A 16,618-nucleotide genomic window follows, 5' to 3' on the forward strand; every position below is an offset into this window, starting at 1 on the left:
CCTTAGAATTCTCACAGCGAGACGCTTATGCCAATCTATTCCCTCGATGGTATCCGGCCAAGAATAGCCAATGACAAACGTTTCTGGATTGCCCCGGATGCGGTGCTCATCGGCAATGTCACCGTGGGCGAGGATGTCACCATCTGGTTTGGCGCTGTGATCCGTGGCGACAATGATCCGATAATCATCGGCGATGGGACCAATATTCAGGACGGTGCCGTCCTTCACACTGACCCCGGATTTCCCCTGCACATCGGCAATAACGTGACGGTCGGCCATCGCGCGATCATCCATGGCTGCACGATTGAGGCCGGAAGCTTGATCGGCATGGGAGCGACTGTTCTGAGCGGCGCCCACATTGGCGAGAATTGCCTGATTGGGGCCAACACACTCGTGAAGGCAGGCGCCGTGATCGCAGACTGTAGTCTGGTGGTGGGAAACCCCGGGCGCGTCGTAAGGGAGCTTGGATCCGACGAACTGACGAACATGAAAGGTGCTGCGGTTCGCTATGTCCGGAAGATAGGGACATACCGGGACACATTGCTCAAGCGGGATCGCCTTTGAAAGGCAAGAAGTGGCACTTGGCCATCATGCCCGCTTGATCAAACAACAAGATCATATTCAGAACTTGATCAGCCATTCTTGGCGCGGGTTTCAAGTGACATCTGCCAAAACCAATTCAGTCAGCTCGCATGGAGATCCAAATGTCCCTTAAAGGAAAGCAAGCCTTTGTAACTGGTGCGAGCCGGGGTATCGGCGCTGCAATCGCGCGCCGGCTCTCGGCAGAGGGCGCCGACGTCACAATAACTTATGAGCGGTCGGCCGATGCTGCCAACAGGCTCGCAGACGAACTTCGAACATCTGGACGACGCGCCATTGCCATTCAGATGCAGGCATCTGATCCAACCTCAATCAAGAGCGCGGTGGATCGGGCGGCCAGGGAGTTGGGCGGTATCGGCATCCTCGTCAACAACGCCGGCATCTGGCGTGCCGGCCCATTTGAGCAAGTTTCGCTCAAAGATATCGACGATACGCTCGCCGTCAACGTTCGGGCCGTCATGCTAGCCTCGCTTGCCGTGCTGCCTTATCTCTCTGATGGAGGCCGGATCATCTCTATCGGAAGCAACCTCGCTGAGCGCGTACCTGACATTGGGACCGCGCTTTATTCCGCAAGCAAAGCCGCATTGGTCGGTTTTACTAAGGGGCTGGCACGCGATCTGGGGCCACGCGGCATCACTGTGAATATTATCCATCCCGGCTCAACCGATACGGATATGAACCCCGCAGATGGTCCCTACGCCGAGCACCAACGCCAGCGTATGGCAATAAAACAATATGGACGACCCGACCATGTAGCGGCGCTGGTCGCCTTTGTCGCCAGCCCCGAAGCTCGATCGATCAATGGTGCCGGCCTCACCATCGACGGTGGCGCCAATGCATGAGAAGGTTGACCACGACCAGCACCGACAGAACTTCCCATCGAGTTGCTATGGTGCCCACGCATCGGCGGATGCGCTGACCATCGCCGCTACTTTCATCAAAGCCGCTGAAGTGCGCTACGACACTTGGGTGCATCGTCCCTATTGATCACATGGTGAAACCGGGAGCTCTACGTCGCAGCAGTGGGCAGCAGTCGTAAGCAGGACACCACGCCGTCCGCGATCGCAGCGATCACGCCCGAAAGTCGCCGGGCCGGAAGTCCACAGGTCGCCGTTCCAACATCCAGCTTTTGCCGCATGTTTGCTTGTCCTCTCAGGAGATCTCGTGTCGACCCCCGCCTATCTCACGCTAGAAGAAGTCGCCGCCCGCTACCGTGGCCAAGTCAGCGAAGGTACACTGCGGAACTGGAGAACGATGCGCATCGGTCCATCCTACATCAAGATCGGCAAAGCGGTCCTCTATCCCGTTCAGCGAGCTCGATCGTTGGGACAAATCAAATCTGGTGGTTTGCAGACCCTCTCGATCCTTGTCGCTGGAGGAATGTGTTCCGGCATGTTGAACCGAGTCATTGCGACTGGCTTTCAATGTTCGCACGATAAGATATATTCCGATTCACGATTCGGAATCCGTGATCAGGCGGGACAATCGAGTATCATGAAAATTCTTCCATGATCGTTTGGTATTTATCCTTGAAGGTCACGCGGCACATATACCAGTTAGCGACCCCAGTTGATTTTAAAACTTTGCCAAACTATTGAAACAAAACAAGATTATTCTACGGTATGTTGACGCATAATCATCCGTCAGGCGACCCGACGCCGTCGCGCGCCGACATCGAGATGACCAAGCTGGTCATCGAGACGGCCAAACCGCTCGGCATCGCCGTCCACGATCACATCATCATCGGCAAGAAGGGTCATGCCAGCATGAAGGGCCTGCTGCTGATCTGACGCCCTGCTTGAACATGCGTCGGCCGCAACGAAAAAGGGCGCACAGGGGCGGCGTTTCGCGATTCGGCAGAAAGCCGTGTTGTTCGGTGCCCTAGCAGGTTTTTTCTTCGCCGCAGCCTTCTTCTTCTTGGGTTCTTCCACATCACCGCCCTTGCGTTTTCGGCTGACGGGAAGACCGCACTAGAATTTCGACCGGAAATCGAGCTATGATGCATTTGGCATTTCCTGGGACGGCTTCGCGCCCTTGGAATGCCGGGAGGAACGGGATATGGCCATAGCGCTTGTACTCGTTTTGGTAGTTGTGGGCTCAGTGTTGTTCCACTTCCTGAGCCCATGGTGGTGGACGCCGATTGCCTCTAACTGGGACTATATCGACAACACCATCATCATCACCTTCTGGATCACCGGCGTCGTCTTCGCCGCCGTCGTCCTATTCATGGCCTATTGCGTCTTCCGCTTCCGTCATAGGGAAGGCAACCAGGCGGCATACGAACCCGAGAACAAGCGGCTCGAATGGTGGCTGACGATCGTCACCGCAATCGGCGTCACCGCCATGCTGGTTCCCGGCCTGTTCGTCTGGAACCAGTTCGTCAGCGTCCCAAGCGACGCAACAGTGGTCGAAGTCGTCGGCCAGCAATGGCAGTGGAGTTTCCGCTTGCCCGGCAAGGACGGCAAGCTTGGGACGTCCGACACCCGCAACGTCAGCCCTGAAAATCCTCTCGGCGTGAACGCCAGTGACGCCAACGGCCAGGACGATGTCGTCATCGAAGCCGCCGATCTGCATCTGCCGGTCGGCAAGCCGGTCAAGATGCTGCTCCGCTCGATCGACGTGCTGCACGATTTCTACGTGCCGGAATTCCGCGCCAAGATGGACATGATCCCGGGCTCGGTCACCTATTTCTGGTTCACCCCGACCAAGACCGGAACGTTTCAGGTCCTGTGTGCTGAACTTTGTGGCCAGGGGCATCCGTTGATGAATGGCGTGGTCATGGTCGACACGCCGGAGGACTATCTGGCGTGGCTCGGCGAACAGCAGACTTTTGCGCAATTGTCGGCCCCCCAGCAGGTGGGCTCGGCAGAGTAGACGCCGGCAAAGTCGGCGATTTGGGTTGAAATCGCGGCACGGCTCGAAACTGTCGAGTCTGGCCGAAAAGGGCACGGAGGTGTTCCTATATGGTCGATGTCACACCTGCAGATGCGGTACCGCCGGCCGAAGTCGCGGAGATGGAACTCTATCATCCGCACAGCTGGTGGACGAAATACGTATTTTCGCAGGACGCCAAGGTTATCGCCATCCAGTATTCGGCGACGGCGACGGCAATCGGCCTGGTGGCGCTGGTGCTGTCCTGGTTGATGCGGCTGCAGCTCGGCTTCCCCGGCACGTTCGACTTCATCAGCCCCGAAGCCTACTACCAGTTCATCACCATGCACGGCATGATCATGGTGATCTATCTGCTCACGGCACTGTTCCTGGGCGGCTTCGGCAACTACTTGATCCCGCTGATGGTCGGCGCGCGCGACATGGTCTTTCCCTATGTCAACATGCTGAGCTACTGGATCTACCTGCTCGCCGTGCTGGTTTTGGCGTCAAGCTTCTTTGCGCCCGGCGGACCGACCGGTGCCGGCTGGACGCTCTACCCGCCGCAGGCGATCATGACTGGCACACCAGGCGGCCAGGACTGGGGCATCATCCTGATGCTCGTCTCGCTGATTCTGTTCATCATCGGCTTCACCATGGGCGGCTTGAACTACGTCGTGACGGTGCTGCAGGCCCGCACACGCGGCATGACGCTGATGCGCCTGCCGCTGACTGTCTGGGGTATCTTCACCGCGACAGTCATGGCGCTGCTCGCCTTCCCGGCGCTGTTTGTCGCCTGCGTGATGATGCTGTTCGACCGTGCGCTCGGCACCAGCTTCTTCATGCCTGCGATCGTCCAGATGGGCGAACAACTGCAGCACGGCGGCGGCAGCCCGATCCTGTTCCAGCATCTGTTCTGGTTCTTCGGCCACCCCGAGGTCTACATCGTGGCGCTGCCGGCCTTCGGCATCGTGTCCGACCTGATCAGCACCCATGCGCGCAAGAACATCTTCGGCTACCGGATGATGGTCTGGGCCATCGTCGGCATCGGTGCGCTGAGCTTCGTAGTCTGGGCGCACCACATGTATGTCAGCGGCATGCATCCCTATTTCGGCTTCTTCTTCGCCACCACGACGTTGATCATTGCCGTGCCGACCGCGATCAAAGTCTACAATTGGGTGCTGACGCTGTGGCGCGGCGACATCCACCTCACCGTGCCGATGCTTTTTGCCCTGGCCTTCATCGTCACCTTCGTCAATGGCGGGCTGACCGGACTGTTTCTCGGCAACGTCGTCGTCGACGTTCCGCTGTCGGACACGATGTTCGTCGTTGCCCATTTCCACATGGTCATGGGCGTCGCCCCGATTCTGGTGATCTTCGGCGCGATCTATCACTGGTACCCGAAGGTCACCGGCCGGATGCTGAACGAGGCGATGGGCCAGTTCCATTTCTGGGTCACCTTCCTCGGTGCCTATCTGATTTTCTTTCCCATGCACTACATCGGCCTGATGGGCGTGCCGCGCCGCTACCACGAACTGACCAACACGACGGTGATGACCGAGTCGGCCCACGATCTGAACGCGTTCATCAGCATCATGGCGTTCCTCGTCGGCTTCGCCCAAATCGTGTTCCTGTTCAATCTGATCTGGAGCATCCGCCACGGCCGCGAGGCCGGCGGCAATCCATGGCGCGCCACGACGCTCGAATGGCAGACGCCGGAAACACCGCCCGCCCATGGCAATTTCGGCAAGGAACTGCCGATCGTCTATCGCTGGGCCTATGACTACAGCGTCCCCGGCGCCAAGGAGGACTTTATCCCGCAAAACATGCCGGGCTCCTTCGGAACCTCCAGGGAGCCGGCATGAGCGTCATTCTGGTGTTCCTCCTCGTCATCGCCGGCTTTGCCGGATGGTGGCTCTCCCACCAGCGGCTGATGGCCAAGCCGTGGCTCGAGCAAGGAGTGATCGGGGATGTTGTCGCCCTGGAAGGATCGGCGCTGCCGACCGCCAAGATCGGCCTCGGCGTCTTCCTCGCCGTCGTCGGCTGCCTGTTTGCGCTCTTCACCAGTGCCTATTTCATGCGCATGGCGCTGTCGGACTGGCAGGCGCTGCCGCTGCCGCGCGTGCTCTGGCTCAACACCGGCGTGCTGGTGCTGAGCAGCATCGCGCTGCAATGCGCCTCGGTCGCCGCGCGACGCGGCCAAATAGACACGGTCAGGCTCGGCCTCGCCACGGCTGGGCTCACCGCGCTTGCCTTCTTGGTCGGACAGCTTGTGGTATGGCGGGAACTGACCGCCGACGGCTACTTGCTGACTGCCAATCCGGCCAACAGCTTTTTCTACCTGATAACCGGGATGCATGGCCTGCACATACTGGGCGGGCTGGTCGGTCTGAGCAGAACGACCGCCGGCGCCTGGAACGGAGCACGGCCGGAGCGGCTTCGCCTCGGTGTCGAACTGTGTGCCATGTACTGGCATTTCCTGCTTTTCGTCTGGCTGGCCATTTTTGCACTTCTGGCCGGCTGGGCCGCGACTTTTATCGAGATTTGCCGACAGCTGCTGACCTAGGAGGGCCGGACGGATGGCAGACACGACAGTGACGCATACCGGCCAAGCACTGGCGCGGCCGGCTGGTTTGCAAGGCGTCGCCGCCGATTGGTCGTCGGATCAGCGCGCGTTCAAGAACGTGTCCTGGGGCAAGGCCATGATGTGGATATTCCTGCTCAGCGACACCTTCGTCTTCGGCTGTTTCCTGCTCTCCTACATGACCGCCCGCATGTCCACCCGAGTGCCGTGGCCCAATCCGAGCGAGGTCTTTTCGCTTCATATCGGCGGCTCCGATATTCCACTGATCCTTATCGCGATCATGACCTTCGTGCTGATCTCGAGCAGCGGAACGATGGCCATGGCGGTGAACTTCGGTTATCGCCACGACCGCCGCAAGACGGCGATCCTGATGCTTCTGACCGCAGCGCTCGGCGCGACCTTCGTGGGCATGCAGGCCTTCGAATGGACCAAGCTGATCACCGAAGGGGTGCGGCCCTGGGGCAATCCGTGGGGTGCGGCGCAGTTCGGGTCATCCTTCTTCATGATCACCGGCTTTCACGGCACCCATGTGACGTTCGGGGTGATCTTCCTGATCATCGTGGCGCGAAAGGTCTGGCGCGGAGATTACGAAACCGGCCGGCGCGGGTTCTTTACCAGCCGCAGGGGCCGCTACGAGCACGTCGAGATCATGGGGCTCTACTGGCATTTCGTCGACCTGGTGTGGGTGTTCATTTTCGCATTCTTCTATCTTTGGTGAGAGGCAGACATGGCTTTGGTGAGAGGCAGATATGGCTGAAGCAACCGCAAACGGCCTGGGGCAACACACGCTGCACGGAGCTCAAGCGCATGATGCGGCAGCAACCGGCATCGCCCCTGCGGAGGTTCATCAGGAGCACCCGATCAGGCTCTATCTGGTGGTCTGGGTATGGCTGTTCATCCTCAGCGCCTGCTCCTATCTGGTCGACTATGTCGGCCTCCAGGGCTATCTCAGATGGTCGCTGATCCTGATCTTCATGATGCTCAAGGCTGGGCTGATCGTCGCGGTCTTCATGCACATGGCCTGGGAGCGGCTGGCGCTGACATATGCGATCATATTGCCGCCGATCCTGGTGCTGGTGTTCGTGGCAATGATGGTCTTCGAATCGGATTATACGCTTCTCACCCGGACGCTGTTTTTTGGGGCCGAGCCCTGACGCGCAATCCGGGTTCGGGCAGCATTTCCCGTCGAGGGCCGGAGGGGCTGTTCACGGCCCGCTCTGCTTTGCCTTGAAACGGTCGACAGCTGGCCCATTTTTGTCACCACCGGAAAACGACAGAAGGAGAACGATTTTCGTCGTTTCTCCGTCGCGAACTCCAGCAAGGGAGGCTCAAGATGACGATCGCAAACAGATTGAAAGACTTTATCGACGAGAAAGGAATTTCCTACGATACCGTCGAGCACCACCGCACGTCGACAAGCAGGCAGTCCGCCTTAGCGGCGCATGTGCCCGGCAGCATAATGGCCAAATCGGTGGTGGTTCACCACGACGGTGGCTATGCGCTGGCCGTGGTCCCCAGTACGCACAGGATCGAGCTCGGCACTTTGCAGGACGTGATGCGCCAGCGTATCGGGCTCGCCTCCGAGGACGAGGTGGTTTCGCTCTTCGAGGATTGCGACACCGGCGCCATCCCGCCGATCGGCGCGGCCTACGATGTGCCGGTGATTGTCGATGAAAGCCTCGGCAATGCCGGCGATATCTATTTCGAGGGTGGCGACCACAGGACGCTCGTGCATGTCAGCGGCAAGGATTTCCGCAACCTGACCAGCGACGCACAACAAGCCCGCTTTAGCTACCCGGCTTACTAAACGCTCATGCCAACCTGCCGCACCGGCGAGAGGCCGGTGCGGCAGGGCAATTTTTTCAGTCCGCCGGCCTGGTGGAGGCCGGTGATTCCACGACTTTGCGATAGACGTGCCAGGTGGCGTGACCGAGGATTGGCAGCACCACCGCCAGCCCGGCGAACACCGGCAGCGAGCCAATAATCAGCGCGACGGCGACAATCAGGCCCCAGACAGCCATGACGATCGGGTTCGCCAGCACCACCCGCACCGAGGTATGGATGGCTTCGTAGGCGCCGACGTCGCGGTCGAGCAACAACGGGAACGCGACGACCGTGGTGCACAACACGACCGCGGCGAAGACGAAGCCGATTGCGTGGCCAACGATAATCAGCGTCCAGCCGCGTCCGGTGGCGAATATTTCACTGATGAAGCTGGACAGTGATTCCGGCGGGGCCGGACCGAACACCTGCTGATAAAACATCCGCGCGGTCAACAGCCAGGCGATAAAGATCGCAAGCAGCATGATCCCGACCGCCGCGATGGCCGGCAGCGCTGGAGAATTCCTGACCTCGAAAGCGTGGCTCCATGAGGTGTCGAGCCCGGCCTCTCTCCGCCGGCTGATCTCATAAAGGCCGAGCGCCGCGAATGGACCGATCAGCGCAAAACCAGACACCAGCGGAAACAACAGCGGCAACGCGTTGTTGCCTGACGTCCAGACAGCGAGCACGACGCCGACAAGCGGATAGATCAGGCAGAGAAAAACGATGTGCGACGGTTTGACCATGAAATCGTCGACGCCACGCTTGAGCGCGTCGAAAAGGTCGGAAACGCCTATCTTTCGAATTCTGGTGTGCTCCAGCGTCTCGCTGGCGCCTGCAATCACGTGAAAACTTGCCATGACCATTCCTCCAGACCAGGTCCGGTAAGGTCGCGATTTCACGGTGCTGCCGTTCAGCGTGACTGGCCACGCAAAATCGCGACCTGCACCATGATCAACATACGCTCTTGCATGGGATTTGTCGCGGCCCTTTATTTATTAGACTGTATTGAAATCTGCTCTGGCGAGTTTCCAAACAGTCTCTGGGAGGACGGCCCCGGTGATCAGGCTAGCTCTAACGGCCTTTCTTCGATATTCTCAAAATTGGGGAAGGGGGTAAAGGTCATGGATGGAAAGACCGTTCTCATACTCGGCCTTGGCGTAGTTATTCTGCTGTTTTTGGGATTTTGTGCACTGCCAACGTAAGGCTTGAGCAGGTCATTCCGTCTTTCCGGCCGTCAATTTCCGGCTGGCATGACCGCACGCATTGCAACGGTATCGGCAAGCAGCACGGCAAAGATCGCGAAAAGATAGAGAATCGAATAGGCAAACAGCGCCTTTGCGCGTTTCATCTCCCGCCCTTCAACCCAGCTTTTGTCGACCAGAAGCTTCCAGGCATGCCAGATGAAACCCGCGCCCAATGCGGCCGAAACAATCCCGTACAATCCGCTCGCGAATCCGAAAGGCCAGGGGAGCACGCCGATTGGTGCCAGGATCAGCGAATAGACGAAGATTTGTCTTCTGGTCGAAACCTGGCCGGCCACGTTCGGCATCATGGGAATGCCGGCCGCGGCATAGTCGCCGATCTTGAACAGCGCGAGCGCCCAGAAATGCGGCGGCGTCCAGAGGAAAATGATCAGAAACAGGACGAGACTTTCAACCCCGACGGCGCCGGTGGCGGCCGCCCACCCGATGACCGGAGGAAGCGCACCCGCGGCGCCGCCTATGACGATGTTCTGCGGCGTCGAGCGTTTCAGCCACATCGTGTAGATGACGACGTAGAAGAAGATGGTGAAGGCCAGCAGCGATGCGGCGAGCCACCCCACCAGCACGCCGAGCGTCATGATCGCAAGTACGGAAAGCACCAAGCCGAAGCCGAGCGCTTCGCCTGGCGTGACCCGGCCTGACGGGACCGGCCGCTTTGACGTGCGCGACATCAACGCGTCAATATCGGCATCGTACCACATGTTGAGTGCCCCGGCCGCTCCCGCTCCAACCGCAATTGCACCAATTGCAATCACGGCGATGACCGGATTCATCGCCCCGGGCGCCACCATCAGGCCGACGAAAGCGGTAAAAACAGCAAGCGCCATGACGCGTGGTTTCAGAAGCGCGAAGAAATCACTGACCGTCGCTTCCGAAATTGCGATACCGGCATCCTTGAGGCCGCTTTCCCGAGCCGACATTTCAGGCGACTACCGATTGGGACACGCAATCTGGCCGGCCCCTCGGCCGGTCTTCCTGGCGGAAGAACCGGGTCATTTGGAGAATTGCTTCAGGTAGGCGATGACGTTGGCGAGATCCTCGTCCTTCTTGAGACCGGGAAACGCCATCTTCCCACCTTTGATCATGGCCTTGGGATCGCGAAGGTAATTCGTCAGCGTGGCGTCGTCCCATTTGAGGCCGGATGCCCCCGCCTCGGTCATGGCTTTAGAATACTTGAACCCCGGATGCGTGCCGGCCGTCCGGCCGATAACGCCGCTCAATGACGGACCGATCTTGTTCTTGTCCTCGTCGACGACGTGGCAGGCCTTGCATTTGGCGAAGACCTTCTCACCCGCCGCGGCATCCTGTGCCTGGGATTGGCTCGTGACGAAGATCGCAACGGACACGGTAGCGAAAAACGCGATTGCACGCATGGCATTTCCTCCCCGATCGCCAAATCTGTCTTGGACGATCTGCGCGTGCCGACACGCATGCGCCCCTTCATGACAGAGCGGAATATCCGCGTCTCCCGCATGGAATTGCGGCATCTGCTTACCACAGAATCTGGCCGGCAGATAGAAGAAGTCGACCCGCAGGATCACCGCAGAAGCGACGAGGCAGGCCGATCGCCGTCGAGCGCAACCGGAACGCATACCGGGTAAAGGGCGTTAGACCAGCTTCGGTTAACATCTGGAAGATCAAAATAGAGAAGCGTCTATGAACGACAGGAGTGACCTGGAGGTGCGCCACGGCACCCGCACGATCGACGGCGACATCGTCTTTTACAGAGAAGCAGGTCCTGAAACCGCGCCGGTGTTGCTGCTTCCGCATGGCTATCCCTGCTCATCCTACCAATATCGCCGGCTGATGCCGGCACTCGCCGATCGGTGGCGGACGGTCGCGCCGGATTTCCCCGGCTTTGGCTACAGTGGAACCCCCGATCCGGCACGGTTCGGTTATGATTTTGATGCCTATGCAACGTTCCTGGAGCGGTTCACCGACGCGCTCGAACTCGGCAGCTACGCGTTATGGCTGCACGACTACGGCTCGCAGATCGGCCTGCGCCACGCCATAGCGCACCCATCGCGAATCAGGGCCCTGATCATCCAGAATGGCGACATCTACGCCGATGCTCTTGGCCCGAAATACGAAACGATCCGGCGCTTCTGGCGCGATCCTTCACCAGCGAACCGTGCACCGCTCGAACAGGCGGTGAGCGAAGACGGCTTTCGCGCCGAATTCGTAGGCGAAGTCGATGACGACGTCGCTCGACGTGTCCCGCCCGATCTGTGGAAGTTGCATTGGCCGCTGATGGATACGCCTGTGCGCCGTGCGCTTTCAGTCGGACTGATGGAGAAGCTCAAGGCTAATCTTGACTGTTTCCCTCGTTACCAGGCATACCTGCGCGAGCAGCGGCCACCGGCAATGATCCTTTGGGGACCGAAGGACGAATACATGCCCGAGCCGGCAGCGCGCGCCTATCTGCGCGATCTCCCCGAGGCCGAGCTGCATTTGCTGAACGACGCAGGCCACTGGCTGCTGGAGACCCATTTCGAGGTCGCCCTGCCACTGGTGCGACGGTTTCTGGGCGAGGTCCTGCAGTAATCGCCCGCACAACACTGCAGCGGATTCCGCCATCGCTGCCCCATCCTCATCACGACCCATCGAGAGAGGATCGCAACCCATGATCGACAACGCCACAATCGCCCGGATCTGGCGAGGAAGGACACGCCGTGATCTGGCAGACGTCTACGAGCCCTATCTCCGCCGCGAAGGCATTCCGCCGCTTCAGGAGAAGGCACTTGGCGTGTGTTTCGCGAAGATCGTGAAGAAGAAACAGAGTTCGTGACGATCTCGTACTGGCCTGACGTCGAAGCCATGGCGACCTTCACCGGCGACGACCCGCACAAGATCCATCACCTGCCGCGCGACGAAGAGTTCCTTGTCGAGCTGCCCGAACGGGTCACGGTGATGCAGATCCTCGTCAATCAATTGTCTCGCGATTAGGGCGGCGGCGACGGCTGATTCTCGCGATTTCGTCAGCGGAGTCCTAAAGGCAGGCGGCCATCAGCGTGTCGGTCTCGATGCCCGGCGCGACGAATTCCTGTACGAAGCACCCGTCCTTCAACACCAGGACCCGGTCGCAGACCTTCGGCAGCTCCTCGATCTCGCTGGACACGAAAACGATGCTTTTCCCCTCTGCGGCAAGCTGGCGGATGAGAGCGTAGATTTGCGACTTCGCTTCGACGTCGACACCGCGGGTCGGCTCGTCGAGCAGCAGTATCCGGCTGCCGGCATAGATCCAGCGGCCTATCACCACTTTCTGCTGGTTACCGCCCGAAAGCGTGCCGACCGGCGTATCGATACGCGCCGTCTTGATGCCGATACGACGGATGATGTCGCCTGCCGCTTCTGCCATCCTTGATGCCGAGATCACCCCGTTCACCGCCACCTTCGAGAAGTCGGTGGCGACGGTGTTTTCGTCCACGCCGAGCAGCGGCATGATGCCGTCCTCCTTGCGGCTTTCCGGCGTCATGCCGATACCGCTCTTGACCCGCTCGCCATAGGAGCCGCGGGTGATGTCCTTTTCATCGAGCAGGACCGTGCCGGCGCGCACGGCATCGAGCCCGCCGATCGCCCTGAGCAACTCGGTGCGGCCGGAGCCGAGCAGTCCGGCAAAGCCCAGCACTTCACCGCGCCTGAGGTCGAAGCTGACGCCGGCGAGCTTCGGCGGCACGGCAAGATGCCGCACCGACAGAACCGTATCGCCTCCCCTCGCCTCGCCGACGAGCCGATCCTCCTGCTCGCTGTGACCGAGCATCAGCCGGATGATCTCCGTGGTGTCGGCGCCGGCAAGCTCGACGGTCCCCGCGACCTTGCCGTCGCGCATCACCGTGGCGGCCTCGGCGATCTGCCGGATCTCGCTCATGCGATGGCTGACATAGATCACCGCGATGCCGGCGGCGGCCAAGCTGCGCACGGCCTTGAACAGGAGCTCGACCTCGGCGGCCGCAAGCGAGCTGGTCGGCTCGTCGAGGATGACGAGCTTCGGTTCGCCGATCATGACGCGCGCGATCTCGACGAGTTGTCGTTCGGCCGGGCTCAGCGTCGCGACGCGGCGGCGCGGATCGAGCTTCAGCTCGAGCCGGGCCAGCGTCTCACGTGCCTGATGTTCCATTTCGCCATGGGAAAGCACGCCCATGCTGGACGGCCAGCGGCCGAGGAACAGGTTCTCGGCGATGCTCATGCCGACGATCAGGCTGAGCTCCTGATAGACGGCGCGCACACCGAGACGGGCAGCTTCGACCGTGCGTTGGGTACCGGAACCGGTCAGCGACGAGCCATCGATCGTGACGTCGCCGCTGTCAGGCACCGTGGCCCCGGTCAGCAGCCGGATCAGTGTCGATTTCCCCGCCCCGTTCTTGCCGAGCAGAGCACGGACTTCGCCCCGGCGGATCCCGAAATCGACATCGTCCAGCGCAAGCACGCCGGGATACTGCTTCGTCGCACCATGCACCGCGGCGACTAAAGTCTGCGGATCCTGCTTGCGGGCGGTCTGCATGGCTGATCCTCCCGGTTTCTGTCACGCGCCGAAAATGCGGCGTTCGCGATAGCGCATGACCAGGATGTTGGCGAGCACGGCGGCGACGATGATGACGCCGCGCACCACTTCCTGGAAGAACGGATTGATGCCGCGCAGTACCAGCCCGTTGCCGATCAGAGTGATGACGAAGACCCCGAGCAGTGTGCCAAGCATCGAGCCGCGTCCGCCCGACAGCGCCGTGCCGCCGATGACGACGGCGGCGATCACGTCGAATTCGAGGCCGGAGGCGGTACCAGCATTGCCGGAGCCTAGGCGTGCGGTCAGCAGCACGCCGGCAAGTGCTGCCATTACGCCCGACGTGGTGAAGATCAGCACGCGAATGCGCGCGACGTTGATTCCACATAGTTCGGCGGCATTGGCGTTGCCGCCGACGGCATAGATCGACCGGCCGTAGGCGGTCTTCTGGCTGACGAAGGAGAAGATGGCGAACAGCACCAGCATGACGATGGCGGAGGTGGGGATGCCGAACATGTTGTCGGCAAGGATGTCGAGGAAAGCGTTGTCGGGAAAGGTGACCGGCAGCGCGTTGGTGGTGAAGAATGACATGCCGCGCAGCGCGCTCCACAGGCCGAGCGTGGCAACGAAGGAAGGCACCCCGAAATAGGCGCGCAGCGATCCGGCGAAAGTGCCGAGCGCAGCGCCGATGGCAAGTGCGGCCAGGATGGCGAGCGCGACGTTGACGTCGGCTTTCAGCATGAAGGCGAGGCAGACGGAGGTGAAGGCGACCATCGGCCCGACACTGACGTCGATCTCGCCGGCGATGATGATCAACGTCACCGCCCAGGCGGCAATCGCGATGGAGGCCGCGTCGCGCAGCAGTGAGAGATGGTTGTTGGCCGACAGAAAGCCGTTGGTGGTCGCGCCGAAGCCGAAATAGAGCAGAAGCAAAATGACGATCAGGCCGATCTCGTTCATGTCGAGGGCAAGCAGGCGAAAGCCGTGCCGACGGTCGGGGGTGGTTGTGGTGACGCTCATCGCAATCTTCCTCGTCAAGGCCGGTGGCATGTGTAGCGAACGGAGCCTGTGAGGCTTTCACCGGGCGCCAGCCTCACCAGCCCGCCGCGTGAGGGCATGTTATGTCCATCGGCGCTATGGCTCATCGGTTCGAAACAGAAGAAATCATAGTCGTAGCCGGCATCGAAGGCCGGATCGGAGACGAAAACCAGATAACGGGAAAAGAGGGGATCGGCATCGATCGCCAGCGAAATCCCGTTCTCCGGCCAGTCGATCTTCGCCCCGCCGTCCCAGTCCTCGAAAACCGTGTTGACCCAGCGGCGCGGCAGGCCGCGCGGTTGGGAGAAATCGAAATCGCCAGCGACCGGATGCTCGACGGTCGGCAGCCAGGAGGAATCCTCTTCCCAATAGGAGCAAGCGGCCGCCTTGAGCGTGGTCTCTTTTGTTAACGGAAAATACGGATGCCAGCCCAGACCAAATGGGAGCGCGAACTCGCCACGATTGGTCACGGACAGTGTCGTCGTCAGCGTGGGACCGGCGAGCGTGAAGCGCTGCTGGGCATCGTAGGCATAGGGGGTGCCAGTGCCGCGATGGCCAAGGCAAAGCACGATCTCGCCTTTCGCATGGCTGGCAAGACGCCATTCGCCGGTCCAGCCATCGCCATGCAGATAGTGCTTGTCCCAATCCATGTTGGGTTCTAGCGAAAGTTCGCGGCCTTCGAAGGAAAAGCGGTTGTCGCGCACCCGGTTGCCGAAAGGCACCAGCGGAAAACAGCCCGATTTCAACGCCGCGCGTTCCGGCCCTTGCTGCGGCTCGCGAAACAGCGGCATCTCGACACCGCCCGAACGCGAAAGGAACCGCCAGATCGATCCGCCGGTCGTGGTGACGGTGAGGTCTAGTGCTTCGTTGCCGATTTCTATATCGGCCATCGCTCACTCCGGAAATTCGACGATGACTTTTCCGGAGCGCCCGCCTGCCATCAGTGCATAGGCCTCGGGCGCTTTTTCCAGCGGGAAGGCATCGGTGATGATATCGTGCGGGTGCAGGCCCCAGGCGTCGAGGTCCTCGCAGCACTGGTCCATATTGTGGACGCTGGTCACCCATGAGCCGTAGATGGTCCGCTGGCGGTGCAGGAGGTCGTCGCTGACGTCGAACTCGACCTTGCCGGTTTCCCCGATATAGACGCAGCGCCCCCATGTCCGCGTCGCCTGCAGCGCCAGCACCCGGCCGCGCGGGTTGCCGGAGCAGTCGATGGCGACCGCCGCACCGCCCTTGGTCAACTCGTTGATGGCGCCGAGCGCGTCCGGCCCGGCGACGAAGCCGTGATCGAGCAGGCCGAGTTTTTTCGCTGTCTCAACCCGGTCGGGCTGAGTGTCGACACCGATCGCCAGGCGCGCGCCACGGCCCTTGGCCAGCATCAGCGCCGCCATGCCGACCGGCCCGAGGCCGACGACGAGCACCGCATCGCTACCCGAAACATTGCCGCGCAGCACGGCCTCATAAGCGGTGCCGACGCCACACGAGATGAAGCAGCCGTCGCGATAGGACAGTGTGTCAGGCAGGTGCACGAGATCGCGCTCGTCGGCGACGAGATACTCGGCGTGGCCGCCGTCGCGCTGCCAGCCATAGGCGGCACGCTGCGGGTCGGTACAGGAGATCTGGAACCCCTTGCGGCAGTTGCGGCAGAAGCCGCAGCCGGAAATGTGATAGACGGCGACACGGTTGCCCGGCTTGAAATGCCGGCAGCCAGCGCCAAGATCGACCACCTGCCCGGCCGGCTCGTGCCCGGCCACTACGCCCTGATAGGACGTGCGCGGATCGTCGCCGAGATGCTTGTGATAGATATAATGGATGTCGCTGCCGCAGATGCCGGACGCCTTCATCTTTAGAAGCACCTGGCCGATGCCCGGCTTCTGACGGTCGATTTCGCGCAGGTCGACTGTGGAATTGCCTGGAAGGTAGGCGGCAAGCATTTTTGGCATC

General features: G+C 60.8%; 17 protein-coding genes and 3 pseudogenes. 13 read left to right on the forward strand and 7 right to left on the reverse strand.

From position 1 onward, the window contains the following. Positions 1-27 precede the first annotated feature (27 nt). The 11 genes and pseudogenes from NMG80_RS03060 (at position 28) to NMG80_RS03110 (ending at position 7,859) form a co-directional block, all read left to right on the forward strand. Positions 28-564: a gamma carbonic anhydrase family protein gene (locus NMG80_RS03060; protein WP_254016776.1), complete on the forward strand. Its 537-nt coding sequence runs from the start codon at positions 28-30 to the stop codon at positions 562-564. Positions 565-704: 140 nt separating this feature from the next. Next, positions 705-1,442, forward strand: a complete 738-nt coding sequence (locus NMG80_RS03065; protein ID WP_254016777.1) for an SDR family NAD(P)-dependent oxidoreductase — start codon at positions 705-707, stop codon at positions 1,440-1,442. Beyond that, complete coding sequence (locus NMG80_RS03070) at positions 1,435-1,587, forward strand: hypothetical protein (RefSeq protein WP_254016778.1); 153 nt, start codon at positions 1,435-1,437, stop codon at positions 1,585-1,587. The genes NMG80_RS03065 and NMG80_RS03070 overlap by 8 nt, the downstream gene beginning before the upstream one ends. A gap of 177 nt (positions 1,588-1,764) precedes the next feature. After that, positions 1,765-1,999: pseudogene (locus tag NMG80_RS03075) on the forward strand (helix-turn-helix transcriptional regulator). Between the two features lie 223 nt (positions 2,000-2,222). After that, positions 2,223-2,390 (forward strand): annotated as a pseudogene (locus NMG80_RS03080) (JAB domain-containing protein); the annotation flags it as partial. Between the two features lie 268 nt (positions 2,391-2,658). Continuing rightward, positions 2,659-3,474 carry a cytochrome c oxidase subunit II gene (coxB, locus tag NMG80_RS03085; protein WP_254016779.1) on the forward strand — a complete coding sequence of 272 codons (816 nt, stop codon included), beginning with the start codon at positions 2,659-2,661 and terminating at the stop codon, positions 3,472-3,474. Positions 3,475-3,563: 89 nt separating this feature from the next. Continuing rightward, a complete protein-coding gene (gene ctaD, locus NMG80_RS03090) occupies positions 3,564-5,333 on the forward strand; it encodes a cytochrome c oxidase subunit I (RefSeq protein WP_254016780.1) in 1,770 nt (589 codons plus the stop codon). After that, entirely contained in the window at positions 5,330-6,034 is a 705-nt protein-coding gene (locus NMG80_RS03095) for a cytochrome c oxidase subunit 3 (RefSeq protein WP_254016781.1), read from the forward strand. Before ctaD ends, NMG80_RS03095 begins: the two co-directional genes overlap by 4 nt. Before the next feature lie 13 nt (positions 6,035-6,047). Continuing rightward, a complete protein-coding gene (locus NMG80_RS03100; protein ID WP_254016782.1) occupies positions 6,048-6,770 on the forward strand; it encodes a heme-copper oxidase subunit III family protein in 723 nt (240 codons plus the stop codon). Between the two features lie 31 nt (positions 6,771-6,801). Next, complete coding sequence (locus tag NMG80_RS03105) at positions 6,802-7,206, forward strand: cytochrome C oxidase subunit IV family protein (RefSeq protein WP_254016783.1); 405 nt, start codon at positions 6,802-6,804, stop codon at positions 7,204-7,206. A gap of 179 nt (positions 7,207-7,385) precedes the next feature. Continuing rightward, positions 7,386-7,859: an aminoacyl-tRNA deacylase gene (locus NMG80_RS03110; protein ID WP_254016784.1), complete on the forward strand. Its 474-nt coding sequence runs from the start codon at positions 7,386-7,388 to the stop codon at positions 7,857-7,859. 55 nt (positions 7,860-7,914) lie between these two features. Here the strand turns inward: NMG80_RS03110 and NMG80_RS03115 are convergent, their stop codons facing one another. From NMG80_RS03115 to NMG80_RS03125, 3 genes are all read right to left on the reverse strand, one after another. Further along, positions 7,915-8,733 carry a DUF2189 domain-containing protein gene (locus NMG80_RS03115; RefSeq protein ID WP_254016785.1) on the reverse strand — a complete coding sequence of 273 codons (819 nt, stop codon included), beginning with the start codon at positions 8,731-8,733 and terminating at the stop codon, positions 7,915-7,917. A gap of 377 nt (positions 8,734-9,110) precedes the next feature. After that, the gene (locus tag NMG80_RS03120; protein WP_254016786.1) at positions 9,111-10,058 is read right to left on the reverse strand and encodes a heme o synthase; all 948 of its coding nucleotides are present in this window, start codon (positions 10,056-10,058) and stop codon (positions 9,111-9,113) included. A gap of 72 nt (positions 10,059-10,130) precedes the next feature. Beyond that, positions 10,131-10,511, reverse strand: a complete 381-nt coding sequence (locus tag NMG80_RS03125) for a c-type cytochrome (protein ID WP_254016832.1) — start codon at positions 10,509-10,511, stop codon at positions 10,131-10,133. A 283-nt stretch (positions 10,512-10,794) separates the two neighbouring features. Here NMG80_RS03125 and NMG80_RS03130 point away from each other — a divergent pair, with 283 nt between their 5' ends. Both NMG80_RS03130 and NMG80_RS03135 read left to right on the forward strand, forming a co-directional pair. Continuing rightward, positions 10,795-11,682, forward strand: coding sequence for an alpha/beta fold hydrolase (locus NMG80_RS03130; protein WP_254016787.1), 888 nt, complete (start codon positions 10,795-10,797; stop codon positions 11,680-11,682). 79 nt (positions 11,683-11,761) lie between these two features. Further along, positions 11,762-12,084, forward strand: a pseudogene (locus tag NMG80_RS03135) (hypothetical protein). A 43-nt stretch (positions 12,085-12,127) separates the two neighbouring features. Here the strand turns inward: NMG80_RS03135 and NMG80_RS03140 are convergent. The 4 genes from NMG80_RS03140 to NMG80_RS03155 are packed head-to-tail and all read right to left on the reverse strand — an operon-like array spanning position 12,128 to position 16,617. Further along, entirely contained in the window at positions 12,128-13,639 is a 1,512-nt protein-coding gene (locus NMG80_RS03140; RefSeq protein ID WP_254016788.1) for a sugar ABC transporter ATP-binding protein, read from the reverse strand. A gap of 21 nt (positions 13,640-13,660) precedes the next feature. Next, a complete protein-coding gene (locus NMG80_RS03145; RefSeq protein ID WP_254016789.1) occupies positions 13,661-14,656 on the reverse strand; it encodes an ABC transporter permease in 996 nt (331 codons plus the stop codon). Positions 14,657-14,670: 14 nt separating this feature from the next. After that, positions 14,671-15,564 (reverse strand): aldose 1-epimerase, encoded by an 894-nt coding sequence (locus NMG80_RS03150; protein WP_254016790.1) that lies wholly within the window; start codon positions 15,562-15,564, stop codon positions 14,671-14,673. A gap of 3 nt (positions 15,565-15,567) precedes the next feature. After that, positions 15,568-16,617, reverse strand: a complete 1,050-nt coding sequence (locus tag NMG80_RS03155; RefSeq protein WP_254016791.1) for a zinc-dependent alcohol dehydrogenase family protein — start codon at positions 16,615-16,617, stop codon at positions 15,568-15,570. Position 16,618: the final 1 nt, after the last annotated feature.

The sequence above is a fragment of the Mesorhizobium escarrei genome (assembly GCF_935825525.1).
Taxonomy (GTDB): Bacteria; Pseudomonadota; Alphaproteobacteria; order Rhizobiales; family Rhizobiaceae; genus Mesorhizobium; species Mesorhizobium escarrei.